Here is a 25,883-nt window from a genome sequence, read left to right as displayed (position 1 = left end):
ATATGGACTTGTTCAAATGGCTGAATGACCAACTGCTGCGCATGGACTGGCTAGCTTGGCTGGTGCGTGCGCTGCTGGAGGACGGCTTCGGCCTGGACATGAGCAGCCGCGTGGGTGCCAGCCTGCACTTCTTTATCTATGACGTGATCAAGATTTTCATCCTGCTGGCCGTGCTGATCTTCAGCATTTCCTGGGTGCAGAGCTATTTCCCGCCCGAACGCACGCGGCGCATTCTCGGTGACATGAGCGGCTTCAAGGCCAAACTCACCGGCGCGCTGCTCGGCACCATTACGCCCTTTTGCTCCTGCTCGTCGATTCCGCTGTTTATCGGCTTTACCAGTTCCGGCCTGCCGCTGGGGGTGACCTTCGCCTTTCTGATCTCCTCGCCGTTGGTGGATCTGGCCTCGGTGATTCTGCTGGCGAGCATCTTCAACTGGTCGATTGCCATCGCCTACGTGCTGATCGGCCTGGTGCTGGCGGTGCTGGGCGGGACGCTGATTGGCCGGGCGAAGATGGAGCGCTACGTCGAAGCCTTTGTCATGCACAACCCGGTACTCGACATACCCCAGGCCGAACTGACGCGGCGTGACCGGGCAGCGTTCGCCTGGGCCCAGGTCAGCGATATTTTCCGCCGGGTCTGGCTCTATGTACTGATTGGCGTGGGCATTGGCGCGGCCATCCACAACTGGATTCCAGCGGACTGGATCGAAGCGCTGCTGGGGCAGGACAACTGGTGGTCGGTGCCGCTGGCCACCCTGGTCGGCGTACCGATGTATGCCGATATTTTCGGCACCCTGCCGATTGCCGAAGCGCTGGTCGCCAAGGGCATCGGCCTGGGTACGGCGCTGGCCTTTATGATGGCCGTTACCGCGCTGTCGCTGCCCTCACTGATCATGCTCAAGAAGGTGGTCAAGGCACCGCTGCTGGCCTTGTTCTTCGGCATCGTGACCGTTGGCATTGTGCTGATTGGCTATCTGTTTAACGCGTTCACCTACCTGTTTATCTGACTAATGGAGCACGCCATGATCATCAAAATCCTCGGTTCCGGCTGCAAGAAGTGCATCACCCTGACAGAGAACACCCAAGCCGCCCTGGCCAATCTGGGCCGCGAAGCTCAGGTGCTCAAGGTCACCGACTTCGCCGAAATCGCCGCCCATGGCGTGATGTCGACACCCGCCCTGGCGATTGACGACAAGGTGGTATCAGTCGGCAAGGTGCTGACAGTCGGCGAAGTGGAAAAACTGCTCAGCGCCTGAGCTGTAACCCGCAGCACCTTTGCCCACCATGGCGAGCCAAGGTGCCTATAAAGCAGGTAAGGGATTGGCCTACCTGCTCCGTCCATCCAGCAGTTAATAGCCATTCACTCGCAAGCCCGCACATAACCATACAGAGCGGTATATGTGGCGAGTCGACAGCCTATGCCCGGCAGGCTAGCGTCAATACAGGGTGCCGCTAACCCATGCGCACCCGCACACTGCCTGAGCCACCCGGCCTTGCCGGTAGCTGTAGCCTGAGGTACGCCGCATGTCTTCTCGCCTTGGCAACGCGCTTGCGTTTGTTTTCTGGTGTTTCCTCAGCTCGACGCTGCATGCCGAAGCCAAGTGGGAGTCGCTGGACTTCATCACCGAAGAATTCCCGCCCTATAACTACACCGAAAGCGGCATCGCCCGTGGCATTACCGTGGACATTCTGCTGGAGGCGGCCGCCAGCGCCGGGCTGCCCATCGCGCGCCGGGATATTCGCTCACTGCCCTGGGCGCGCGGTTATCAAATGGCGCGCAAAGGGCCAGGGGTGATGCTGTTTTCCATGACCCGCACCGAGGAGCGCGGCCCGCAGTTCAAATGGGTCGGGCCGATCATGCCCAGCCGCATCGTGCTGCTGGCGCGCAGCGATCGCCAGATACAGATCAAGCAACCGGCCGACCTCAGCGCGCAGCGCATCGGAGTGATTCGCGATGATGTCGGCCATCACCTGCTTAACAGCCTGGGCATCAAAGACCATCAGCTGCAGATATCTGCCAGCGCGATTCAGCTGGCCAACCTGCTGCACAACAGCCGCATCGACCTGTGGGCCTACGACGAAACCACCGCCTACTGGTTTATCCGCAACCTGGACATGCACAGCCACGACTTCACCCCGGTGCATGTGCTCAAGGAAAGCGCCATGTATTACGCCTTCAGTCTGGACACCGACGCGGTGCAGCTCACCCGTCTGCAGAACAGCCTGAACGCCCTCAAGCAACAGCCGCGCTACCTGGAAATTCTCGACAGCTATAAATAGCCACGCCTTGCATAATCTTGCGCTTTTCCACCTGTGGGGGCTGGCACGCCGGCAGGCCAGGCGTAGCATGGGGCGACGGAGGATTTATGTCGCAACTTGAGCACCTACAGGTTTTCCAGAGCATGCACAGCTCGCCCAACACCCGCCTGCACCGCAGTGCCGAGCTGGGCGATGGGCTGGCGGCGGCCGTGTGGAGCAACCGCCATGATGCGCGCGACTATCAGGCGCCCAGCCATCACACGCTGTCCTGCTACCTGGCCGGCGGCACCGGCACCTTCCGCCGCGAGAGCCCGCACAGCAAAGGCGCGCCGGACAAGCTGTGCATCCTCCCGGCCGGGCATCAGTCGGAATGGGTGATCAACGGTGAAATCCAGCTGGCCCATCTGTATATCAGCCAGGAGCAGTTCGCCCTGGCGGCCGTCAATCTGCTGGACCGTGAACCACGGGAACTGGAACTGCGCGAAGGCACCTTTCTCGACGACCCACAGCAGGCCCAGCGCTTTCGCCAGCTCAGCCAGCTGGATTGGTTCGAGCCGGCCGAACGCCTGCTCAGCAGCAGCCTGGCCCATGGCCTGATCAACCACGCCCTGCTGTCCCAGGTCGGCCGCCGCGAAGGCCTGCGCCTGAGCGGCGGTCTGGCGCCCAGCCAACGCCGACGGGTACGCGAGTTTATCCAGGCCAACCTCAGTGAAGCGCTCAGCCTGGGCCAGTTGGCCAGCGTATGCGCGCTCTCCGAATACCACTTCGCCCGGATGTTCCAGCTCAGCTTCGGCCTGCCACCGCACCGTTATGTGCTGGCCCAGCGCCTGCGCCATGGCCAGCAACTGCTGCAACACAGCACCCTGCCATTGGCTGAAGTGGCCCTGGCCTGCGGCTTTGCCAGCGCCAGCCACTTCAACAATCGCTTCCGCCAGGCATTCAGCACCACGCCAGGGCAATACCGCGCTGCCCTGCAACGCCCCTGACCCCACGCCAAGCAGAATCAGCCCGCCGCATACCCGCCTATCAGGCAACGCAGCTTGCGCCCCCTGAACCTGAAAACAGCCTGCTAATCCCACGCTGGCTGTGCAAGAATCATCGGCTGCCTTCGAGAAAGCTGCCCATGCCACGATTCATCCACTCGCCAGCCCGGTGCCACTGATGGCCCTCGATATCCTGCATCTACGCCAGGAAGACTGGCGCGCGGAATTCGGCGTGGGCGATCTGCAGCGCGGCCAGGGTTATGCCGCACAGGGTCGCAGCCGTTTGCTCAGCCTCAAGGACAGCACCCTGCTGGCCAGCTGCCGAGGCTCCGGTGCGCAAACCTATCAACAGCGCATCACCCTGCATCATTACGGCCAGGGCTGGGGCGTGACCGGCCATTGCAGCTGCCCGGTGGGCTTCAACTGCAAACACGTGGCCAGCGCCCTGCTCACCCTGCAAGCCCAGCAGGAACAAGGCGTCGACCTCTCGCCGCTGATCGTCAGCAGCCCGCAGGCCCGCGAAGAGTGCCTGGAAAACCTGCAGCCGAGCCCGGTACTGAGCCTCGGCAGCCTGGTGCGCGTGCACTTCGATGCGCGCAAAGGCCGCATGCAGGAACAAACCCAGCACCGCGCCGCATTGGCCTTCGATTACCAGGGCCACCTGGCATCTGGCAAACAGGGCAAGGACCTGCTGATCAAGCAGAGCGCCCAGCACAGCCTGCGCATCGTGCGTGACATCAGCGCAGAAACCCAGCTGCGCAAACGCTTGGAACAGACCGGCCTGCAAGTGGCACTGCGGCAGAGCGAAGCCCTGCCGGAAAGCGCCGGCGAAGCCTATGAACAACCCAATGAAGCTGCCTGGCTGCAGTTTGTCCGCGAGCAATTGCCGCTGCTGCGCGAGGAAGGCTGGCAGATCCGCATGCAGCCGGACTTCCAGTTCAACCTGACGCCAGTCGATGACTGGTACGCCGAAGTCGAGGAAGACCCCGAGCAGAACTGGTTCGATCTGGAGCTGGGTATCGAGGTCGAAGGCCAGCGCATCAGCCTGCTGCCAATTCTGCTGCAGGCCATCCGCCGCGCACCCTGGCTGCTCAACGGCGAAGCGCTGAACAAGCGCGATGACGATGAGGTGCTGCTGGTCAGCCTGCCGCATAACCACAAGCGTGTGGCCCTGCCGCTGGCGCGACTGAAACCGCTGCTGGCGACCCTAGGCGAGCTGTTCGTACGCGAGCCGGGCGAGTCCAGCCAGCGCCTACGCCTATCGCGCCTGGATGCCGCGCGGCTGAATCACCTGCAAGAAGGCCCGGCAATCAGCTGGCAAGGCGGCAACCAGTTGCGCGAGTTCGCCCAACGCCTGCAACAACTGGACAGCAATACCCTGCAAGCGCCAGCCGGCTTGCTCGCGGAACTGCGACCCTACCAACTGCAAGGCCTAGCCTGGATGCAGGGCCTGGCTGAGCTGGAAGTCGGCGGCCTGCTGGCCGATGACATGGGCCTGGGCAAAACCCTGCAGACCCTCGGGCATATCCTCTGCGAGTTCAACGCCGGACGTTTGCAGCAGCCGGCGCTGATCGTCATGCCCACCAGCCTGATTCCCAACTGGCAGGATGAAGCCGCGCGCTTCACCCCGCAGCTCAAGGTTCTGGCCCTGCACGGGCCGAAGCGCCGCGCGCTGTTCAAGCAGATCGACGAGCACCAGATCATCCTCACCACCTACGCCCTGCTGCCGCGCGATCTCAAGGCGCTGGCCGCCTACCGCTACCGCCTGCTGATTCTCGATGAAGCGCAGAACATCAAGAACCCACGCAGCAAGGCTGCCGTCGCCGCAGGGCAACTGCAGGCCGGACAACGCCTGTGCCTGACCGGCACGCCGCTGGAAAATCACCTGGGCGAGCTGTGGTCGCTGTTTAACTTTCTGATGCCCGGCTGGCTGGGTGACAGCAAAAGCTTTACCCGCGACTACCGCACGCAGATTGAAAAGAACGCTAACCAGCAGCGCCTGACCCACCTGACCGGGCGGATCAAGCCCTTTATCCTGCGCCGCACCAAGGAACAGGTGGCCAGCGAGCTGCCGCCGAAAACCGAAATCACCCACTGGGTCGAACTCAGCGCAGCGCAGCGCGACCGCTACGAAACACTGCGCCTGGCCATGGACCAGAAGGTCCGCGCGGAAATCGCCCGCCAGGGTTTGGCGCGCAGTCAGATCGTGATTCTCGAAGCGCTACTGCGCCTGCGCCAGGCCTGCTGCGACCTGCGCCTACTCGGTGAGGAAGGCGACAGCAACCTGACCAGTGCGGACTCCGGCAAGCTCAGCGGCCTGCTGGAAATGCTTGAAGAGTTGTTTGCCGAAGGCCGGCGGGTGCTGCTGTTCTCACAGTTCACCTCGATGCTGGCGTTGATCGAAGCCGAACTGAAGGCGCGCAACATTCCCTACGCCAAGCTCACCGGCAGCACCCAGGACCGCCGCACCCCGGTACAGCAGTTCCAGGCTGGCGAGCTGCCGATCTTCCTGATCAGCCTGAAAGCCGGTGGCTCAGGCCTGAACCTGACCGCCGCCGATACGGTGATCCACTTCGACCCCTGGTGGAACCCCGCCGCCGAAGCCCAGGCCAGCGACCGCGCCTACCGCATCGGCCAGGACAAGCCGGTGTTCGTCTACAAACTGATCGCCCGTGGCAGCGTGGAAGAGAAGATCCAGCAGCTGCAGCAGGCCAAAGCCAACCTGGCCCGCGGCGTGCTGGAAGGCGGCAGCCAGACCCAGCTGCAGCTCAGCGAAGATGACCTGCAGGCGCTGTTTGCCCCGCTAAGCGACTGATCAGCCCTACGCCTCAGTCATCGCTCTGCGCATCATCACGCTCCGCCGCTTCATCCGCCGCATTGGTCTTTTTCCGCGCACCGCCGGCCTGCACCGCAGGGAAGCGCGAGGAGGCATAGCGCACCACAAAGATCGCCAGCGCCAGCAACAGAATGGCCCCGGAGACCATCACCACGCCCATATCGGGTTTATGGTTGTGCGAGATATCGGAAATCATCAGACGGGTCAGCGCGGTAATCGCCACATAGATCATGAAGCGGATCGGCATGTGGTTGGTCTTGAAATAGATCCCCACCATCGCCGCCAACTCGAGGTAGATAAACAGCAGCAGGATGTCATCGACGGTTATATGGCCCTTCTCCAGCATGCCGAGAAAGGCCATGATCGCGGCCCAGGCGGTGATGGCGCCGATGGCGAACAGCGCCAGGTAGTGGAACGCCTCCATCAACAAATTGCCCAGCGATTCCGCGAGCCCATGCATGCGCTCGCGCATCAGCTCGGCCCAGTTTGGCTTACCCATAAAAGCTCCTAGAAGATCGAAAATGACGACAGCACCGCGCGCCATCATCTAACAGTGTCAGTAGAAGAAGCTTGCTGCGGGCGAAAAAGCACCTGCAACCGCCGCGCCATGCTGGCGACTGGCTGTTGCATCCTGAAGAATCGGCTATGTTGTTAGCCGGCATGGCAATTGCTGCTGGCCAAATGCAGGCGAGTTCTTTATGCTCGCAACCACTGTACAAATAAACAGTTTATTGCAACCTATCAGCGTGAAGGCGTAGAGGTGATGAATGGCCGTCGAAGTGGTGTACCGCAGCAGCCGGGATTTGGAGCGTTTATTCATGGATAAAGCCGAAGCCGACCGTCATGACAAAATGCTCGAACTGGCCGAGTTGCTCACCGAGGTGCTGCAAAAAGCCGTGCCATCGCTGAATGAAGCCCAGGGTGAAGAGCTGGGGATTTATATGGCGAAGAACCGTGACATCTTCGCCAAGGCGTTCAAGAACCAGCCAGACGCCTTGAGTGAACTGAGCGAGCCCGCTGCCGAGTAACGCCAGCAGCGATAAACAAAACCCCAGTCAGTGACTGGGGTTTTGCATTTATAACGCCACACAGGCATCACATCCTCAGACTGTATTTGAGATCTCGCGAGCTAGAGCCATGCAAGGCAAAAATAGGCGAGGAAGCGGAGTGTACTTTTGTACATGAGCATTCCGAGCCTGTTTTTAACGCAGCAGGGCCGACGCGCAGCAGATCGGGGAGTGCTCAAGAGCCATAGAGCAAACGTTCAGCAATGGCATCGGCGACCCGCGCTGGCGAACGCTTGTCGGCCTGAGCATGGCCGAAGATTTCGGTCAGGCGCCGGCTGATCTGTGTCAGGTGCGCGGTGATCGCTGGCAGCGGCTCGCCCTGATGCTTCAGCGCCACGTAGATCAGGCCGCCTGCATTGATCACATAATCCGGTGCATAGAGAATCCCCCGCGCCTGCAGGCTGTCGGAGATATCGGCACTGGCCAGTTGATTGTTTGCCGCCCCCGCCACCGCCGAGCAGCGTAGCTGGCCGACTGTTGTGTGGTTCAGCACACCGCCCAGCCCGCACGGCGCAAGGATGTCGCAGGGAGTGCCGAGCAAGGCCTCGCTGGCCACCGGCCGCGCGCCCAGTTGTTCAACCGCCAGTTGCACGCGGCCTTGGTCCAGATCGCTGACCAGCAGCTCGGCGCCAGCGGCATGCAGTTGCTCGGCCAGCGCATAACCGACATTGCCCAAACCCTGAATCGCCACCCGCAAGCCTTCCAGGTTGTCACTGCCGAGGCGAGCCAGGGCGGTGGCGCGAATACCGGTAAACACCCCCAACGCCGTGTGCGGCGACGGATCGCCTTCGGCCGTGGTGCTGGTGACATGCTGGGTGTGCTGGGCAATGCAGTCCATATCGACGCTGGAGGTACCGCTGTCCATGGCGGTGATGTAGTGGCCGTTAAGAGTTTCGATAAATCGCCCGAAGGCTTCAAACAGCGCGCCGCGATTGTCGACATGCGCGGGACGAATAATCACCGCCTTGCCGCCGCCTTGTTGCAGGCCGGCCAGCGCCGCCTTGTAGCTCATACCCTTGGCCAGGCGCAGCACATCCTCAATGGCGCTTTGGCTGTCGGCGTAGGGTAAATAACGACAGCCGCCCAGCGCGGGACCGAGGCGACTGTTGTGGATGGCGATAATGGCCTGCAGGCCAGTCAGCGGGTCCACGGCGAAGTGCAACGACTCCAGCCGGGCGGTTTCCATCATGGCGAACATGCTGTGGCTCCCGTACTGATTTGCCACTCAGTATAGGCAGTGGCGCTGCCGGCACCCGCCCAGTGGTCAGTTGCGGCCCGGCGCCCGCATAACAATCCACTGGACGAAGCCCCGGCGCTTGACTACAAAGCCAGAGACATCGGGAGATTGTTATGACCCCACGCGCCGCCTGCCTTGCCTGCCTGGAGCAAAACCCGCCTGCGCTGTTCGAGGCGGCGCTGTGGATTGCCGTGGAGCACCAGCCCACGCTGCAACCGGCCGAGGTGCTGCAACGGCTCAGTAGTCTGCAGCAGCAGGTCAGTCAAGGGTTGCCTAACCTGCCGCTGCAGGAACTGGCGCAACCGCTGCTGCGCCGGCTGAGCGAGCTGGACTTCCATGAAGACGACGAACGCCCACTACGACCCAGGGCGGCCATGCTGAATCAGCTGTTGCTGCGCCGTCGCGGCCAGCCACTTTCCCTGGCCCTGCTCGCCCTGGAACTGGCCAGACGCCTGGGGATTCCGCTGCAGGGGGTGAATTTCCCGGGGCATTTCCTGCTGCGCGTACCGGGCGCCGATCATCTGCTCGACCCGTGCAGCGGCCGGCGCCTGTATACCCGCGAATGCCGCGAGCTGCTGCAGCGCCATCTGGGCCCGACTGCCGAATTAAGCGCCAGCCAGCTGCAGCCCTGCGATGCGCGCAGCATGCTGCAGCGCCTGTCACGCAACCTGCGGCAATTGCATCAACTGGACGATGACCCGCTGGCCGCGCTGCGCGATGCCGAGCGTGTGCTGTTGCTCGGCACGCCGACGCTGCATGACCACCTGGCCCGCGCGGAGATTTATCAAGTGCTCGATTGTCCGCAGGGCGAGCGCTTCGACCTGCAATGCGCCCTACTGCTCAGCGATGACCCGGCGCAGCACCTGCAACTCAGCCAGCGCCTACGCCTGCTCAGCGCCAGCCCGGCGCTGCATTAGAAAAGGCTATGTGCCGATTATGTGTTGCGAGCCGCTTTTGTAGGGTGGGTTACGGCGCGTTGAGAGTCGATGGTGTTTGTCTGATCCCGGTTCGCGCCTAACCCACCCGACGTATTACCGCGCCTCGTGCAACTTATAGCTGCTCGGAACGCCTCAACACATAGCGGGTACATAGCCTAAAAAAATCCCAACGCCTTGGCCTTGGCCACCGCCTGAGTGCGCCGCGCCACGCCCAGTTTGCCGTTGATCCGGCGGGCATGGGTTTTCACCGTATGCAGAGAAATAAACAGCTGCTCGGCCACTTCCTGATTGGACAGCCCCTGGGCGATCAAGCCGAGTACCGCCAGTTCTCGGCTGCTCAGGGCATTGGCGCTGGCGGCGGGCGTAGCATTCGCCGCGTTATCAACCTGGCTGGCGACGCGAAACCACGGGCGCAGATAACCCAGGCGCCGCTGCAGCGCCTGGCCGGTTTGTCGGGCCTGCTCGGCACCCACTTTATCGTCACAGGCTGCGCAGGCTTCGGCATAGCTGAGCCACAAGTCGCTGAGCAACGCCTGCCGGCCCTGGGCTGATACTTGCTCCAGCAACTGCCGCAGAGGCTCGCGCACATCTTCACCCTGCACACGATCCAGTTGCAGCAACAGCGCCTGAAAACGCGGAATCAGCTCGGGGAAATTCGGCGTCGGCAGCACCGCTTTAACCCGCTGCTCATAACCCAACACCCGCGTCGCGGCAACGCGCGCCCGCGCATGGTGGCCTTGAGCAACCCACAGGTGACTGCTGGCCAACAGCAAAGTGCCGCGGTACAGGGTTTCGCTGACGCGCTGGCGCTGCATCTGCCGTTCGGCGTGTCCAAGATGAGCAAAGGCTGTGGCCATATCGCCCTGCCCCATCGCCAACTCGGCCAAACCGAGGTAGCCATGAAACGCCCCCGGATCACCACAGGCAAGTGCATGCTCAAGCCCGCGCTGCAGCACCGTAGCCGCCGCATCCGCACGGCCCTGGCGCAGCTGCAAACGCCCCAGGCGCAGTTCAAGGCGTGCCAGCACCGGCGTATTGCGCAAGGCAGTCGGCGCGGTTGCCGTCAGCACCCGCTGCAGCAGCGCTTCAGCGCGGGCAAACTCGCCACGCGTCTCCAGCAGCAGGGCATGGTCCAGCTCCAACAAGGCTTCAAACACTGGATTGCCATGCAGGCGAGCCTGCTTCAAGGCTTCGAAACTCAGCTTCTGCGCCACCTCCAGCTGACCTTCACCAATGGCCACCAGGGTCAACGCCGAACGACACAGCAGCGCCTGCGCCCACGCGCTTTGCGGCAAGCCCTGCAAGGCGTCATGCAGGTGGCTGCGGGCATCCACTGCACAGACTCGGCCGTAGGCGATGATGCCCTGGATGGCCTGCCAGTGAGCGAACAGCTCGCGAGTCCGCGCACCGTCACTGCGCGGCTGAAAGCGCGCCAGCTGGTTAATACAAGCCTGTGCTTCATCCAGGCGGCCGACCAACAGCAACACCCAGGCATTGAGCAGAATCAGCCGCGGCGTGCTGCACAGCAGGCTGTCCGGCAGCTCGCTGCGCCAGCGCAGAATCAGCGCCAAATCCTGCCCCTGCAGCACCTGCTCCTCGGTAAAACGCTCAAGAAAACTGCCGGCCACGTCCGGTTGCCCGGCCAGCAAGGCGTGCTCCACTGCCGCACGAATATCGCCATGGCCGGCAAACCACTGGCTGGCATGCACATGCAGGGCGCTGCACGGCAGGTGTTGCGACTGTCGCTGCAGCAGCCGGGCCAGCGGCGGAAACAGCACATACCAGCCCTTGGCCGCGTCCAACTCCTGGATAAACACGCCGCGCTCGATCAACGCGCGTAACCACTGCGCACCTTCGCCCACACCAAACAGGTGATCACACAGCGCCGGGTTAAAGCGTGGCAGCTGGGCCAATTGCTGGAGCATCTGCAACAGCTCATCGGGCAGCCCTTGCAGCACTTCGCGTTCGACATACTCGGCGAGCAGCTGATCATGCTCACCATCCTGCGGCGCACTCAAGGCAGCCGGCTCGGCCTGCGCCGCCAAAAGACGCAAGCGCAAAGCCGCTGGCCAGCCCTGGGTCAGCTCATGCAGATCGGGCGCCCAGGCGCTGCGGGCGGGGTCCAACTGCTGCAGCCAGGCCAACACTTCTGCTTCGCTAAAGGCCAGTTCGCTGGCGCCCAGTTCAAGCAGCTCGCCTTCCAGCAGCAGGCGCGAAAGATTGCAGACTGGCCGCCGCCGGCTGCCCAGCCACCAGCAGATGCCCGGCGGGGTGACCATCAGCAGTTGATTGAGAAAGCCATCGAGGGCGTGATTCGGCTGCGCCGGGTAGTCATTAAGCATGATCCACAGCGGTCGCGACTCCTGCGCCAGGGTCGCCAGCAGCTCGCCACTGCTGAGGTCTGTGGGGTAGTCGAGCAGCTTGCCTAGTTGCTGAGCCAGCTGCTCGGCATGCAGGCCTTCAGCAGCGCAGTTCAGCCAGAGCAGGCGGTAATTGGCCGGGCATTCGCGGGCGCAATCGGCCAACAACACGGTTTTGCCAAAGCCGGCCGGGCCAACCAGCAAACGCAGGCGACAGTCGTGCGCAAGCAGTCGCTGTTGCAGGGATAGCCGGGAGATATGCCCAGGCGGCGGGCGCTGTACGCTGCCACAGGACGACGCTGCGGCGCTTTGCGGGAAAGGCGCTAATGCGTTCATGACGGCTCGATTTATTGTTCTTGCAGGAACCGGATCATTGCAGGCTAAACCTCAACACCTATGGTTCACAGCTCTATCACCACAGGTGATGCCGGGCGATAAAAAAGGCGGCCCGAAGGCCGCCCAATCACGGAGTAACTCTTCTTCAGCGACGCGCTTAACGTACGCCGCTGTTACGCAGAGCAGCTGGAGTGAAATCCGCTGCACTGGCCTTGAAGTTGAAGCTGTAAGCGTTTTTTTCTTCGTTTTTCATGCCCAGTGCCAAGTAACGGCCCGCCACTAGGTCATAAAGCGCTTCGAGGGTGTAACCCGGAGTTTTGTGGTTGTAGTAGTTCTGCGCATGCCCTTCGGCAACACGCCACAACTGACCACGACCGTCGTAGTGATCAACCAGCGCCAACTGCCAGGTGTCTTCGTCGAAGTACATATGACGCTTGGCGTAGATGTGGCGCTCATCCGACTTCAAGGTCGCCTCAACTTCCCAAACCCGGTGCAACTCATAACGGGTCAGATCCTGATTAATGTGGCCTGCTTGGAGCACGTCATCGTATTTGAGCGATGGCGAATCCAGCTTGTAGCTGTTGTAGGGGATGTACATCTCCTTCTTGCCCACCAGCTTCCAGTCGTAACGGTCTGGTGCGCCGGAGAACAGGTCGAAGTTATCCGCAGTGCGCATACCATCGGCAGCGGTACCCGGCCCGTCATAGGCTACCTGCGGAGCACGGCGCACGCGGCGCTGACCCGCGTTGTAAATCCACGCCAGGCGCGGCTCCTTGACCTGGTCGATAGTCTCGTGGACCAGCAGTACGTTACCGGCCAGACGCGACGGCGCAGTGACCCGCTGCTTAAAGTACAGCAGCACGTTGGCCGCCTTGGCCGGATCGATATCAGGCATTTCCGACGGCACAGCCACTTCGTCAGCGAACTTAACAATGCTGAATGAACCGTTGGTTTGCGGAGTTGCCTGGGCAATTAAACGCTGTACGTTACCGCCACGGTAGCGAGTGATATGGTTCCAAATAACCTCAACACCACTTTTCGGGATCGGGAAAGCGTAGTAACGGCTATCCGCGAAGTTCTGCAAGCCGTTCCCCCCGTCAATCGCGGTGGTTTTCAGCGCGCTCTGCTTGGCTGCAGCATAAATGGCATCCGGCACTGCAGCAGTTCGGTGAGTTGGATACACCGGGATTTTATAGCTGGAGTAGCGTTGTAGCATGGCCAACTGCCCTGGGGAGAGTTTGTCCTGATACTGCGCAGCATTGGCGGCGGTAATAGTGAATAGGGGCTGTTCACTGGCAAACGGGTCAGCCAGGAAACCCTTGCCATCTACCGCACCGGCATTGGTCGCCAGGCCGCCGGTCCAAGCAGGGATGCTGCCATCCGCATTACCGGCCATTTCGGCCCCAAGCGGGGTCAGGGTGCTGCCCAGTTGGGCAGCTTCCTGTTCACTGACTGCCGCCATCACGCTGCTGGCCAGCAAGGTCAGCACCAGCACTCCGGTTTGCAGGATTCTTGTATTTATCATCATGTACGGATCCTTTTTGCGCTGCATTGATCAGAAGTTCACACCAAAGCTCAGGGCTACAAAGTCACGGTCAATTGACGTGTTGTAATCACCACCGAAGAAGTCGGTGTAACTGAGGCTCGCGTTGTAAGTGTTCTTGTAATCGGCATCCAAGCCCAGGCTGACAGCCTTGGAACCTTCATTGAAAAGACCATTAGGGCCGTAACCATCGACATCATGAGACCAGGACACGCTCGGACGCAGGTTCACCCCGGCGAACACGTTTGAGTACTCCAATATGCCGCGCACGCGGTATCCCCAAGAGGTGGATGTGACAAAGCCATCATCGTTGGCATCGCTGTAAGCGCCATAGATGGAGTCGCGGCCGTAATGCAAATCAGCCGTTCTTTCCAGCCCGCCAACGTGGGCGGCACCGATCTCACCCACAACGGTCAAGCGACTAGCACCCAGCACCTGATCAAAGAAATGAGTAAAGGTGGTTTGCACCTGAGTGATTTCCTTGCGCCGATAACCGACGTTTTCCGCGCCAGGCGTAGTTTCGATCGTAGGGGCAGCCGTACCGCCAGTGAGCGGATTGACCAGTGCGGTGTTAAGCGCCGTGCTGTTGATCTGAATTGGAGCATTAGGCCGATAGCTCGCCTCACCCGCCCATGATGTACCGGTGGGTAACACGGTGGAGAAGCTCAGACCATAGAGGCGAATGTCTTCGGGGTAGCTCAGGAAATATTGACCATTACCCAGCGCAGTGACTTGCGCCAAGGAAGGAACCGAAGCGTTAAAGGTGGCGTTGCCAAAGCACGCAGGGAACCCACCAAATGCAGCGCAGAGTGCCCCCAGGGTAGTCGTTGGATCAGCCGCTGCCGGCGCCCCAGCGAACTGACCAAAGGTCGCTGCATCAGCAGTCTGGGTATTAAAGAAAGGTGTACGGCTGTGGTAGTTCATAAAGTACGCGCCGTACTCAGTGTTATCGCCCAACCAGCGCAGTGCCAAGCCAAACTGACCGCTGTCACGGGCATCGCGGTCGCCACCACGGGGAACTACCACACCTTCATTTTCTATATCGAAGCCCACCCCCGTCGCTGCGGCAAAAGGTTGCAAGGCACGAATGCCTGCAACCCCCTGCGGAGTAGTGCTGCCCGGAACGGTCAGATTGTTGTCGCAGCCGTCCGCCACTACATCGGAGCTAGAGAAAAAGGTGCCGCAGTTATCGGCAATGGTCTGATCCCACTCAAGCTGGTAGAAAGCCTCCATGGACAGATTGTCGGTCAAGCTTTGCGAGACATAGAACATATTGACGGGGATTAGGCCTTCCTTGATCTCCGCCCCAGGACGGCGGAACGCCGCCGCATCCACTGGGTTGATCGAGTTAATACTGTTGCCGATAAAGGTGCTTTCGCCCCAGCTGACCACCTGCTTACCGACCCGCACGCTGCCTGGTAGATCGGCAATATTGTAATTGTGGTAGATAAAGGCATCGAGAATCTGTGCCCCGGAAGACTGCGCTGCTTCCTTGCGATTGTGGTCGTCGATGTCCTTGAACAGACGGCTTTCATCTTTTAGCTCAAAGTCATACCAGTACTTGCCACGCACGAATACGCCGGTGTCGCCGTACTTCAATTCCAGATCATGAATGCCCTTGAAGATCTTCGAAAACGTTTCACCTTTCTTGAAGTTCAAGCGGTTGTCATCACCGGTCGAAGCCTGTGCAGTGCCCCCATTGATCGTGCCGATTAGCTCTGGATCGGCACTACGCGTTGACCAGCTAGCGCCGACCGACAAGGACGAATCGAACTGGCCTTCGATTTCGCCAATATTGAATGTAATAGCCTGGACAGGCGCGACACAGCCAACAGCAATGGCAATCGCCAAAACGCTGGGCTGGAAGATGGCATGTCTTGTTGTTGTTCTCATGCGGCTCTCCTGGAAAGCGGGTTTCGTGTTGAGGCCCACACGCTACCCAGCCCCCCGCCAGCGGATAAGCGCCCGAAAGAGGTATTTGCCCCGTCAGCCGAAAGAGTGAATACGCCTCTGGAAAGCCGCTCTCCCGCCGGCCCATGGACCGTTTCAATGGCGCTTTATAGGGTGGGTGAATGGCCACGGCGGCTCAGCATGGCAATTGGCCGCTGCAGGCGTTGCAACGTAGGCAGCGCTACGGCAGCTGCGCCGGGCCTGATCACTGGCTCCGCCAAGACATCGTATCGATTTAAATACACCGTAATGAAAGCGACACAAAGCGTTCAGCCCGCGACGCCAGAGCCTTTGCGCTGTGCCTTATGGATGAATCGATCACGTGCGTATCGAAATCGCTACATAAGCAGCAAAGACGAATACATAAAAACAGCTTAAGTTATTGTTTTTATTGATAAAAATAACAATGGCACCTACCTTGCTATGGTCTTTCCACCTTCCGCTCGTGCCCGGCACGCGCGTCCAGCACATCGCCCCCAGCAGAAAGGGCGAGTCACCACCCTTGAGGAGTTCACATGAGCGAATTGCGTTTTACCGTTGAGCACGAATGGCTGCGTCAGGATGCCGATGGTCTGGTTACCGTGGGCATCACCGCCTATGCCCAGGAAGCCCTGGGTGACGTGGTATTCGTTCAGCTGCCGGAAGCCCAGAGCTACGCCGAGGGTGACGAAGTGGCCGTGCTGGAATCGGTAAAAGCCGCGAGCAATATCGCCATGCCGCTGGACGGTGAGGTGGTCGAGGTCAATGGCGAGCTAGAATCCAGCCCTGAGCTAGTCAACGAAGATCCCCTGGGCAAGGGTTGGTTCTTCCGTTTCCGTCCGGCCAATGCCAGCGCGGTAGCCGACCTGCTCGACCAGGCCGCCTACGAGCGCCTACTCAACGCCAATGCTGACGCCTGAGAGATTGCAATGACCAAGCTGACCACCCAGAACGAATTTGTCGCCCGCCATATCGGCCCGCGTGACGCCGATACTGCGGCCATGCTCGAACTGCTCGGCTACGCCAGCATCGACGCACTGACCGACAACGTGATTCCCGAGAGCATCAAGGGCACCAGCGTGCTGGGTGCTCAGCCGGGTCTGTCGGAAGCCGACGCCCTGGCCAAGATCAAGACCATCGCCGGCAAGAACCAGCAGTTCAAGACCTATATCGGTCAGGGTTATCACGGCACCCACACGCCGAGCCCGATCCTACGCAACCTGCTGGAAAACCCGGCCTGGTACACCGCGTACACCCCGTATCAGCCGGAAATTTCCCAGGGCCGTCTGGAGTCCTTGCTGAACTTCCAGACCCTGATCAGCGACCTCACCGGTATGCAGATCGCCAACGCCTCCCTGCTGGATGAAGCCACCGCCGCTGCCGAAGCCATGACCTTCTGCAAGCGCCTGTCGAAGAACAAGGCCAGCAACGCCTTCTTCGCCTCGCAGCATTGCCACCCGCAGACCCTCGACGTGCTGCGCACCCGTGCCGAGCCGCTGGGCATCGAGGTGGTGATCGGCGACGAAGCCGCGATTACCGACGCCAGCGCCTATTTCGGCGCACTGCTGCAGTACCCGGCGAGCAATGGCGACATCTTCGACTACCGCGAGCTGGTTGAGCGCTTCCACGCCGCCGGTGCCCTGGTTGCCGTCGCCGCCGACCTGCTGGCCCTGACCCTGCTCACCGCGCCGGGCGAGTTCGGTGCCGACGTGGCCCTGGGCAGCGCGCAGCGCTTCGGTGTGCCGCTGGGCTTCGGTGGCCCACACGCCGCCTACTTTGCCACCCGCGACGCATTCAAACGCGATATGCCGGGCCGCCTGGTCGGCATGTCGATCGACCGTTTCGGCAAGCCGGCCCTGCGCCTGGCCATGCAGACCCGCGAGCAACATATCCGCCGCGAGAAGGCCACCAGTAACATCTGTACCGCCCAGGTGCTGCTGGCCAACATCGCCAGCATGTACGCCGTGTACCACGGCCCGAAAGGCCTGACGCAGATCGCCCAGCGCGTGCACCAATTCACCGCGATTCTGGCCAAGGGCCTACGCGCCCTGGGCTACACGGTTGAACAAGAATTCTTCTTCGACACCCTGAGCCTGGCCACCGGTGGCAAGACTGCGGCGCTGCACGCCGCTGCACGCGCTGCCAGCATCAACCTGCGTGAAATCGACACTGAGCGCCTGGGCCTGACCCTCGACGAAACCACCGACCAGGCCGCCGTCGAAGCGCTGCTGGCAGTGTTTGCCGAGGGCAAGGCGGTGCCAGCCTTCGCCGAGCTGGCGGCCGGCGTAATCGCCCAACTGCCAAAAGGCCTGCTGCGCGAATCGGAAATCCTCAGCCACCCGGTATTTAACTGCTACCACTCGGAAACCGAGCTGATGCGCTACCTGCGCAAGCTGGCCGACAAGGACCTGGCGCTGGACCGCAGCATGATCCCGCTGGGCTCCTGCACCATGAAGCTCAACGCCGCCAGCGAAATGATCCCGGTGACCTGGGCCGAATTCGGCAACCTGCACCCCTTCGCCCCGGCCGAACAGAGCCAGGGTTACACCCAGCTGACCACCGAGCTGGAAGCCATGCTCTGCGCGGCCACCGGTTACGACGGCATCTCCCTGCAGCCGAATGCTGGCTCGCAAGGTGAGTACGCCGGTCTGTTGGCCATCCGCGCTTACCACCTGAGCCGTGGCGACGATCAGCGCGATATCTGCCTGATCCCGCAATCGGCCCACGGCACCAACCCGGCGACCGCCAGCATGGCTGGTATGCGCGTGGTGGTGACCGCCTGCGACAGCAGCGGCAACGTCGATATCGCCGACCTCAAGGCCAAGGCCGAAGAGCACAAGGACCGTCTGGCGGCGCTGATGATCACCTACCCCTCGACCCACGGCGTGTTCGAGGAAGGCATCCGCGAAATCTGCGCGATCATTCATGACAACGGCGGCCAGGTGTATATCGACGGCGCCAATATGAACGCCATGGTCGGCCTGTGCGCTCCGGGCAAGTTCGGCGGCGACGTGTCCCACCTGAACCTGCACAAGACTTTCTGCATCCCGCACGGCGGTGGCGGCCCAGGCGTAGGCCCGATTGGCGTGAAAGAGCACCTGATTCCGTTCCTGCCCGGCCACGGTCATATGGCCCGCAAGGAAGGTGCAGTCAGCGCCGCGCCATTCGGCAGCGCCAGCATCCTGCCGATCACCTGGATGTATATCAGCATGATGGGCGGCGAAGGCCTCAAGCGTGCCTCGCAGATGGCCATTCTGAATGCCAACTACATCGCCCGCCGCCTGGAAGAGCACTACCCCGTGCTGTATTCGGGCAGCAACGGCCTGGTGGCGCATGAGTGCATCCTGGATATCCGCCCGATCAAGGACAGCAGCGGCATCAGCGTCGACGACGTGGCCAAGCGCCTGATCGACTTCGGCTTCCACGCCCCGACCATGTCCTTCCCGGTCGCCGGCACCCTGATGATCGAGCCGACCGAGAGCGAGTCCAAAGAAGAGCTGGACCGCTTCTGCGACGCCATGATCGCCATCCGTAACGAGATTCGTGCGGTTGAAGCCGGTCAGCTGGATGCCAACGACAACCCGCTGAAAAATGCCCCGCACACCGCGCTGGAACTGACCGGCGAGTGGACTCACGGCTACAGCCGCGAGCAGGCCGTGTATCCAGTGGCCAGCCTGATCGAGGCCAAGTACTGGCCGCCGGTCGGCCGTGTGGACAACGTGTTCGGCGACCGCAACCTGATCTGCGCCTGCCCGTCCATCGAGGCGTACCAGGACGCTTAAGGCTGCAACCTACACCCGTAGGATGGGTTAGCGGTGCGGGACGCCTCTCGCATTGCTGACACCTCGCTCCGCGCACCGCGTAACCCATCAGGGGCCGCGCGGTGCTGATGATGGGTATCGCTGCGCTCAACCTAGGCGGCCCCACCCATCCTACGGTTTTGTTTACCCAAGAATTTCGACTCACCTCTACCCGAGGCGGGTTAGCTGCACCTCATATAAAAACCAGAGGGCCTCACCATGTTTAGCAAGCACGACCAACTGCAAGGCTACGACGACGCCCTGCTCGCCGCGATCAACGCCGAAGAGCAGCGCCAGGAAGACCATATCGAGCTGATTGCCTCGGAAAACTACTGCAGCCAGCGCGTGATGCAGGCCCAGGGCAGCGGCCTAACCAACAAGTACGCCGAAGGCTATCCAGGCAAGCGCTACTACGGCGGTTGCGAGCATGTCGACAAGGTCGAGGCCCTGGCCATCGAACGCGCCAAGCAGTTGTTCGGCGCCGATTATGCCAACGTGCAGCCGCACTCCGGTTCCTCCGCCAACAGCGCGGTGTACCTGGCGCTGCTGAATGCCGGCGATACCATCCTCGGTATGAGCCTGGCCCATGGCGGTCACCTGACCCACGGCGCCAAGGTGTCGTCCTCCGGCAAGCTGTACAACGCGGTGCAGTACGGCATCGACGAACAAGGCCTGATTGATTACGCCGAAGTCGAGCGACTGGCCGTCGAACACAAACCGAAGATGATCGTCGCCGGTTTCAGCGCCTATTCGCGCACCCTGGATTTCGCCCGCTTCCGCGCCATCGCCGACAAAGTCGGTGCGCTGCTGTTTGTGGATATGGCCCACGTGGCTGGCCTGGTAGCGGCCGGCCTGTATCCCAACCCGCTGCCCTTTGCCGATGTGGTGACCACCACCACCCATAAAACCCTGCGCGGCCCGCGCGGTGGCTTGATCCTGGCCAAGGCCAATGAAGAGATCGAGAAGAAGCTCAACTCGGCCGTGTTCCCCGGCAGCCAGGGCGGCCCGCTGATGCATGTGATCGCAGCCAAGGCGGTGTGCTTTAAGGAAGCGTTGGAACCGGGTTTCAAGACCTATCAGCAGCAGGTGATCAACAACGCCCAGGCCATGGCCGAAGTGTTTGTTGCCCGTGGCTATGACGTGGTCTCCGGCGGCACCGACAACCACCTGATGCTGGTCAGCCTGATCAAGCAAGGCCTCACCGGCAAGGCCGCAGACGCAGCCCTGGGCGCAGCGCATATCACGGTAAACAAGAACGCCGTGCCGAATGACCCGCAGTCGCCGTTTGTCACCTCCGGCATCCGCATCGGCACTCCAGCCGTCACCACCCGCGGTTTCAAGCAGGGCGAGTGCCGCACCCTGGCCGGCTGGATCTGCGACATCCTCGACGACCTGGAAAACACTGCCGTGGTCGAGCGCGTTCGTGGTCAGGTTGCGGACCTATGCGCCAACTTCCCGGTCTACGCTAACTAAGACAGCACGCAATTTTGCCACTCGCGGCGCGATTATCCAGCGCGCCGCATCAACGCCGCCTCACAAGGGCGGCAGCAAAACACGCAGTCGGAGCAAGCATGTCACTTAGCGTTTTTGACCTTTTCAAGATCGGCATCGGCCCGTCCAGCTCGCACACCGTCGGCCCAATGCTGGCCGCCCTGCGCTTTGCCGAAGGCCTGCGCCGTGATGATTTACTGGCCACCACCGACAACCTCAAGATCGAGCTTTACGGCTCCCTCGGCGCCACCGGCAAGGGCCACGGCAGCGACAAAGCCGTGCTGCTGGGTCTGGAAGGCGAACAGCCGGACAGCGTCGACACCAATACCGTCGACGCCCGCCTGGCAGCGATTCGCAGCAGCGGTGAACTCAAGCTGCTCGGCGAAAAGGCCATCCGTTTTGTCGAAAAACAACACCTGGCGATGATCCGCAAGCCGCTGCCCTTTCACCCCAACGGCATGATCTTTCGCGCCTTCGACGCCGCCGGTTTGCAGATCCGCTCCCGCGAGTATTACTCAGTCGGCGGCGGTTTTGTGGTCGATGAACAAGCCGCAGGCGCCGACCGCATCGTCGAAGACCGCACCGTGCTGCAATACCCCTTTACCACCGGCAAACAATTGCTGGCCCATTGCGCCGAACACAACCTGTCGATCAGCCAGGTGATGCTGGCCAACGAGGCCGCTTGGCGTCCGGAAGCCGAAACCCGCGCGCGCCTGCTGCATATCTGGCAGGTGATGCAGGATTGCGTCGAAGCCGGCTGCCGCAACGAGGGCATCATGCCCGGCGGGCTCAAGGTCAAACGCCGCGCGGCCGCGCTGCACCGCCAGCTGTGCAAACACCCGGAAGCCAGCCTGCGCGATGCCCTCAGCGTGCTCGACTGGGTCAACCTCTACGCCCTCGCGGTGAATGAAGAAAACGCTAGCGGCGGCCGCGTGGTCACCGCACCAACCAATGGCGCGGCCGGTATCGTGCCGGCGGTTCTGCATTACTACAGCCGCTTTATCCCCAGTTCCAACGACGACGGCGTGGTGCGCTTTCTGCTCACCGCCGCGGCCATCGGCATCCTCTATAAAGAAAACGCCTCGATCTCCGGCGCCGAAGTCGGCTGCCAGGGCGAGGTCGGCGTGGCCTGTTCGATGGCTGCTGGCGCCCTGTGCGAAGTGCTCGGCGGCAGCGTCAACCAGGTGGAAAACGCCGCCGAAATCGGCATGGAACACAACCTCGGCCTGACCTGCGACCCCATCGGCGGCCTGGTGCAGGTGCCCTGTATCGAACGCAACGCCATGGGCTCGGTGAAGGCGATCAACGCCGCACGCATGGCCCTGCGCGGCGACGGTCAGCATTTCGTTTCGCTGGATAAAGTGATCCGCACCATGCGCCAGACCGGTGCCGATATGAACAACAAATACAAGGAAACCGCCCGCGGCGGCCTGGCCGTGAATATTGTCGAGTGCTAAAGCCAACAACCATACAACCCTGTAGGAGCGGGCCATGCCCGCGAAAATCGCTGCCGAAAAGCATCGCGGGCATGGAACTAGGCGTCGCCTCCGCTCCTACGATAAATCTCTATCCGTCACACAGACTTAGTTTTGGAGAACCGCATGACCACTGAAACACTGGCGAAAACCCCACTACACGCCCTGCATCTCGAACTGGGCGCGCGCATGGTGCCGTTCGCCGGCTACGACATGCCGGTGCAGTACCCGCTCGGGGTGATGAAGGAACACCTGCACACCCGCGAAGCCGCCGGCCTGTTTGATGTCTCGCACATGGGCCAGATCGTCCTGCGCGGCGCAGATGCCGCCAAGGCGCTGGAAAGCCTGGTGCCGGTGGACATCATCGACCTACCGGTGGGCATGCAGCGCTATGCCATGTTCACCGATGACAACGGCGGCATCCTCGACGACCTGATGGTCGCCAACCTGGGTGACGACACGCTGTTTCTGGTGGTCAACGCCGCTTGCAAGGACCAAGACCTGGCCCACCTGCAAAAGCATATTGGCAGCCAGTGTGAAATCGAAAGCCTGTTTGAAGCACGCGCACTTTTGGCGCTGCAAGGCCCGAAAGCCGTCGACGTACTGACGCGCCTGGCTCCAGAAGTGGCCAAGATGACCTTTATGCAATTCGCCCCCGTGCGTCTGCTGGGCGTCGACTGCTACGTCAGCCGCTCCGGCTACACCGGCGAAGACGGCTTTGAAATCTCCGTACCAGCCGCCCACGCCGAAACCCTGGCGCGCAGCCTGTTGGCCGAACCGGAAGTAGCGGCTATTGGCCTCGGCGCGCGCGACTCGCTGCGCTTGGAGGCCGGCCTGTGCCTGTATGGCCACGATATGAGCACCAGCACCACGCCAATCGAAGCCAGCCTGCTGTGGGCCATATCCAAACCACGCCGCGCCGATGGCGCACGCGCAGGCGGCTTCCCAGGTGCCGAGCGAATCTTCGCCCAGCAACAACAAGGCGTTGCCAGCAAGCGCGTCGGCCTGCTGCCGCAGGAACGTGTACCGGTGCGTGAAGGCGCAGAAATTGTTGATGCCGATGGCACGGTGATCGGCACCGTCTGCAGCGGCGGCTTCGGCCCAACCCTGGCCGCCCCGGTAGCCATGGGTTATCTGCAGAGCAGCCATGTCGCCCTGGATACCGAGGTATGGGCCATGGTGCGCGGCAAGCGCGTGGCGATGAAAGTGGCCAAAACCCCGTTTGTGCCGCAGCGTTACTACCGCGGTTAACGCCGCCCCCACTGCGCCGGCCGCCCGGCTGGCGCAGCACTTTTCGTATGGCTATCCCGTACGACTATCAGCGCACGTCACCGGCTCAGTCCGGCAGCAGGCAACTGCGTCGGTTGCTGAACACCTCGCGGTCGATATCGCGTACATCCAGCGACACGGCATTGACGCTCGGCAAACGCTCGACCAGCGCCCGTACGATCTGTCGTGACAGCAAGCGCTTCTGCTCATCGGTGCGCCCGGTGAGGATGTAGAAGATCAGGTGCACGAAGTCCTCCTGCGTGCCGCCCACACTGAAGTGCTCATACAGGCTTAGGCGCAGCTTGACCTCACCCGACTGGAACAACTGGGTGGCAGTCGCAGCATTCTCGACAACGCCAAGCAGTTCGGACGGGGTGATCAAGCGCGTGAGGGTTTGCGAGCCTTCAACCAGGCAATGCGGCATGGGTGTCTCCAGAGTGGGGCCGAGCCAGCGGCTTAATTTGTCATACGTTATCGCACAACTAAAAATGCAGAAACAGCGCTTTTACACGACGTTCGGCCGCTTTGCGTGTGTTCGCCGCGCGCCGAACGGCGCTTTAACCCAACGCTTAAAATTGCATAACTCCTTGCACCACAAGGATTACAGCCAACAAAACACGGCTATTCGATGAATGATCATTGCCGGAGCCCTACAACTTTGGTCTAGGCATGCGTTGACAAACCCGGCAGAGGCTGCTGATAATTCAGCCAATGTTGTATGACAACATACAACAAATCATAAAAACAAAAATCAAGGCCTCACCATGACGATTGTCGCACTCGCCACATCGGTCACCCTGTGTCCTGCCACAGCACGCCCCGCCTCGCCGCCCAACAGGCCGAGCCGCCGGCGACTCACGTATCGCCCAACCGAATTCGCCGACGGCTAAGCCTGAAGCAGAGGCGCGCCCCCGACCAAGGGCGCGCTTGTCGCCCTGGCATGGGGCAACTCACTCGTTCCTTTCGCTCGCCGCTGGCAACTCAGGCCGGCAAGGGAACGGCTTGTTCAAAAATGGGAGCAAAACAACAATGACTGTACGCAATGCCCTCTCGCTCGCCCTGCTCACCACCGCAGGCAGCATGGCCCTCGCTCTGCCACTCAGCAGCCAGGCTGCCGGTTTTATCGACGATTCCAAGGTCACCATCGGCCTGCGTAACTACTACTTCAATCGCAACTTCCTTAACCACACTGGCCCGTCTGTTAATGGCAATGACCAGGGCCAGGCCGCCGAGTGGACGCAGAGCATGATCATCGATGCACGCTCTGGCTTTACCCAAGGCACCGTCGGCTTTGGCCTGGATGCACTGGTTCTGGGCGCGGTCAAGCTCGACAGTGGTGGCGGCTCCACGGGTAGCGGTCTGCTGCCGAAACATGACGACGGTGACTCGGCCGACAGCTACGGCCGTGTGGCTGTCGCGGCTAAAGCCATGCTGTCGAAAACCGAGTTGAAAGTCGGTGAATGGTTCGCCGTGCTGCCGATCCTCCGCGCGGACGACGGGCGCGCGCTGCCGCAAACCTTTCAGGGCGCGCAGATCACCTCCAACGAGTTTGATGGCCTGACCCTTTACGGTGGCCAGTTCTGGAAGAACAGCCAGCGTAACGATGCCAGCCGTGAAGAAATGAGCTACAGCGGCGTCGAAGGCGATGATTTCAACTTCGGCGGCGGTGAATACAAGTTCAACGGCAACAACACCCTGGTCGGTGCATGGCACGCCCGCCTGGAAGACGTTTACCAGCAGAGCTACGTCCAGTTGACCCACAACCAACCGATTGGCGACTGGGTACTGAGCACCAATCTCGGCTACGTCGATGGCAAGGATGAAGGCGCGGCCAAGGCCGGCAAGCTAGACAACAAGGTCTACCAGGGCAGCTTCACCGCCAAGACCGGCAACAACGCCTTTACCCTGGCCTACCAGCACCTGGACGGCGACACCAAGTTTATGCGCATCGACGGCGCCAGCGGCGGCACGCTGGTCAACGACGGCTTCACCAACTCCTACGACAACCCGGAAGAGCGCTCCTGGCAGGTTCGCCACGATTACAACTTCGCCGGCCTCGGCATTCCTGGCATGACCTTGATGAACCGCTACGTCAGCGGCGACAACATCAAGGCCGGTGGCCGCGATGACGCCGAAGAGTGGGGCCGCGAATCCGAACTGGCCTACACAGTACAGAGCGGCACGTTCAAGAACCTCAACGTGAAATGGCGTAACTCCACCGTCCGCCGCGACGTTGGCCAGGATCTGCATGAAAACCGTTTGATCTTCAACTACCCGCTGTCCCTGCTGTAATCCACCGCAACATCGGCATCGATTACTCCTCGTGTGTGAAACCTTCAGCCCGTCCTTGCGACGGGCTT

At 61.4% G+C, this 25,883-nt stretch carries 19 protein-coding genes; 13 read left to right on the top strand and 6 right to left on the bottom strand.

From position 1 onward, the window contains the following. Positions 1–2: 2 nt before the first annotated feature. From P3C18_RS05845 to P3C18_RS05825, 5 genes are all read left to right on the top strand, one after another. On the top strand, positions 3–1,007 hold the full coding sequence (locus tag P3C18_RS05845) for a permease (protein WP_275960913.1): 1,005 nt from the start codon (positions 3–5) through the stop codon (positions 1,005–1,007). Between the two features lie 15 nt (positions 1,008–1,022). Continuing rightward, positions 1,023–1,256 carry a thioredoxin family protein gene (locus tag P3C18_RS05840; protein WP_275960912.1) on the top strand — a complete coding sequence of 78 codons (234 nt, stop codon included), beginning with the start codon at positions 1,023–1,025 and terminating at the stop codon, positions 1,254–1,256. A gap of 268 nt (positions 1,257–1,524) precedes the next feature. Next, positions 1,525–2,280 carry a transporter substrate-binding domain-containing protein gene (locus tag P3C18_RS05835; protein ID WP_275960911.1) on the top strand — a complete coding sequence of 252 codons (756 nt, stop codon included), beginning with the start codon at positions 1,525–1,527 and terminating at the stop codon, positions 2,278–2,280. A gap of 86 nt (positions 2,281–2,366) precedes the next feature. Next, on the top strand, positions 2,367–3,245 hold the full coding sequence (locus P3C18_RS05830) for an AraC family transcriptional regulator (RefSeq protein WP_275960910.1): 879 nt from the start codon (positions 2,367–2,369) through the stop codon (positions 3,243–3,245). 175 nt (positions 3,246–3,420) lie between these two features. Then, positions 3,421–6,057 (top strand): DEAD/DEAH box helicase, encoded by a 2,637-nt coding sequence (locus tag P3C18_RS05825; protein WP_275960909.1) that lies wholly within the window; start codon positions 3,421–3,423, stop codon positions 6,055–6,057. A gap of 13 nt (positions 6,058–6,070) precedes the next feature. Here P3C18_RS05825 and P3C18_RS05820 read toward each other — a convergent pair whose 3' ends face one another. Further along, on the bottom strand, positions 6,071–6,577 hold the full coding sequence (locus P3C18_RS05820; protein WP_275960907.1) for a phosphate-starvation-inducible protein PsiE: 507 nt from the start codon (positions 6,575–6,577) through the stop codon (positions 6,071–6,073). A gap of 268 nt (positions 6,578–6,845) precedes the next feature. On the opposite strand from P3C18_RS05820, the gene P3C18_RS05815 reads away from it, so the two are divergent. After that, complete coding sequence (locus P3C18_RS05815) at positions 6,846–7,106, top strand: YebG family protein (protein WP_275960906.1); 261 nt, start codon at positions 6,846–6,848, stop codon at positions 7,104–7,106. Between the two features lie 214 nt (positions 7,107–7,320). Here the strand turns inward: P3C18_RS05815 and P3C18_RS05810 are convergent, their stop codons facing one another. After that, a complete protein-coding gene (locus P3C18_RS05810; protein WP_275960905.1) occupies positions 7,321–8,343 on the bottom strand; it encodes a Glu/Leu/Phe/Val dehydrogenase dimerization domain-containing protein in 1,023 nt (340 codons plus the stop codon). 152 nt (positions 8,344–8,495) lie between these two features. Between P3C18_RS05810 and P3C18_RS05805 the strand changes: the two genes are divergently transcribed. After that, positions 8,496–9,299 carry a transglutaminase family protein gene (locus P3C18_RS05805; RefSeq protein WP_275960903.1) on the top strand — a complete coding sequence of 268 codons (804 nt, stop codon included), beginning with the start codon at positions 8,496–8,498 and terminating at the stop codon, positions 9,297–9,299. A 176-nt stretch (positions 9,300–9,475) separates the two neighbouring features. On the opposite strand, the gene P3C18_RS05800 is transcribed toward P3C18_RS05805, so the two are convergent. From P3C18_RS05800 to P3C18_RS05790, 3 genes are all read right to left on the bottom strand, one after another. Then, positions 9,476–12,016 carry a LuxR C-terminal-related transcriptional regulator gene (locus P3C18_RS05800; RefSeq protein WP_275960901.1) on the bottom strand — a complete coding sequence of 847 codons (2,541 nt, stop codon included), beginning with the start codon at positions 12,014–12,016 and terminating at the stop codon, positions 9,476–9,478. A gap of 157 nt (positions 12,017–12,173) precedes the next feature. Continuing rightward, entirely contained in the window at positions 12,174–13,538 is a 1,365-nt protein-coding gene (locus P3C18_RS05795) for a DUF1329 domain-containing protein (protein WP_275961594.1), read from the bottom strand. A 33-nt stretch (positions 13,539–13,571) separates the two neighbouring features. Beyond that, positions 13,572–15,452, bottom strand: coding sequence for a DUF1302 domain-containing protein (locus P3C18_RS05790; RefSeq protein ID WP_275960900.1), 1,881 nt, complete (start codon positions 15,450–15,452; stop codon positions 13,572–13,574). Between the two features lie 572 nt (positions 15,453–16,024). On the opposite strand from P3C18_RS05790, the gene gcvH reads away from it, so the two are divergent. From gcvH to gcvT, 5 genes are all read left to right on the top strand, one after another. Then, positions 16,025–16,408: a glycine cleavage system protein GcvH gene (gene gcvH, locus P3C18_RS05785; protein ID WP_090248917.1), complete on the top strand. Its 384-nt coding sequence runs from the start codon at positions 16,025–16,027 to the stop codon at positions 16,406–16,408. Positions 16,409–16,417: 9 nt separating this feature from the next. Next, a complete protein-coding gene (gcvP, locus tag P3C18_RS05780; protein ID WP_275960899.1) occupies positions 16,418–19,270 on the top strand; it encodes an aminomethyl-transferring glycine dehydrogenase in 2,853 nt (950 codons plus the stop codon). 237 nt (positions 19,271–19,507) lie between these two features. Continuing rightward, a complete protein-coding gene (gene glyA, locus P3C18_RS05775) occupies positions 19,508–20,761 on the top strand; it encodes a serine hydroxymethyltransferase (protein ID WP_275960898.1) in 1,254 nt (417 codons plus the stop codon). Between the two features lie 98 nt (positions 20,762–20,859). Further along, on the top strand, positions 20,860–22,236 hold the full coding sequence (locus P3C18_RS05770; protein ID WP_275960897.1) for an L-serine ammonia-lyase: 1,377 nt from the start codon (positions 20,860–20,862) through the stop codon (positions 22,234–22,236). Between the two features lie 144 nt (positions 22,237–22,380). After that, the gene (gene gcvT, locus P3C18_RS05765) at positions 22,381–23,505 is read left to right on the top strand and encodes a glycine cleavage system aminomethyltransferase GcvT (RefSeq protein WP_275960896.1); all 1,125 of its coding nucleotides are present in this window, start codon (positions 22,381–22,383) and stop codon (positions 23,503–23,505) included. A gap of 85 nt (positions 23,506–23,590) precedes the next feature. On the opposite strand, the gene P3C18_RS05760 is transcribed toward gcvT, so the two are convergent. Next, the gene (locus P3C18_RS05760) at positions 23,591–23,947 is read right to left on the bottom strand and encodes a 5-carboxymethyl-2-hydroxymuconate isomerase (RefSeq protein ID WP_275960895.1); all 357 of its coding nucleotides are present in this window, start codon (positions 23,945–23,947) and stop codon (positions 23,591–23,593) included. Positions 23,948–24,552: 605 nt separating this feature from the next. On the opposite strand from P3C18_RS05760, the gene P3C18_RS05755 reads away from it, so the two are divergent. Continuing rightward, positions 24,553–25,815 carry an OprD family porin gene (locus P3C18_RS05755; RefSeq protein ID WP_275960894.1) on the top strand — a complete coding sequence of 421 codons (1,263 nt, stop codon included), beginning with the start codon at positions 24,553–24,555 and terminating at the stop codon, positions 25,813–25,815. Positions 25,816–25,883: the final 68 nt, after the last annotated feature.

Origin of the sequence: Pseudomonas sp. 1928-m (genome assembly GCF_029269135.1) — a bacterium.
GTDB lineage: Bacteria > Pseudomonadota > Gammaproteobacteria > Pseudomonadales > Pseudomonadaceae > Aquipseudomonas.
This window is presented reverse-complemented; position numbering and strand designations above follow the sequence as displayed.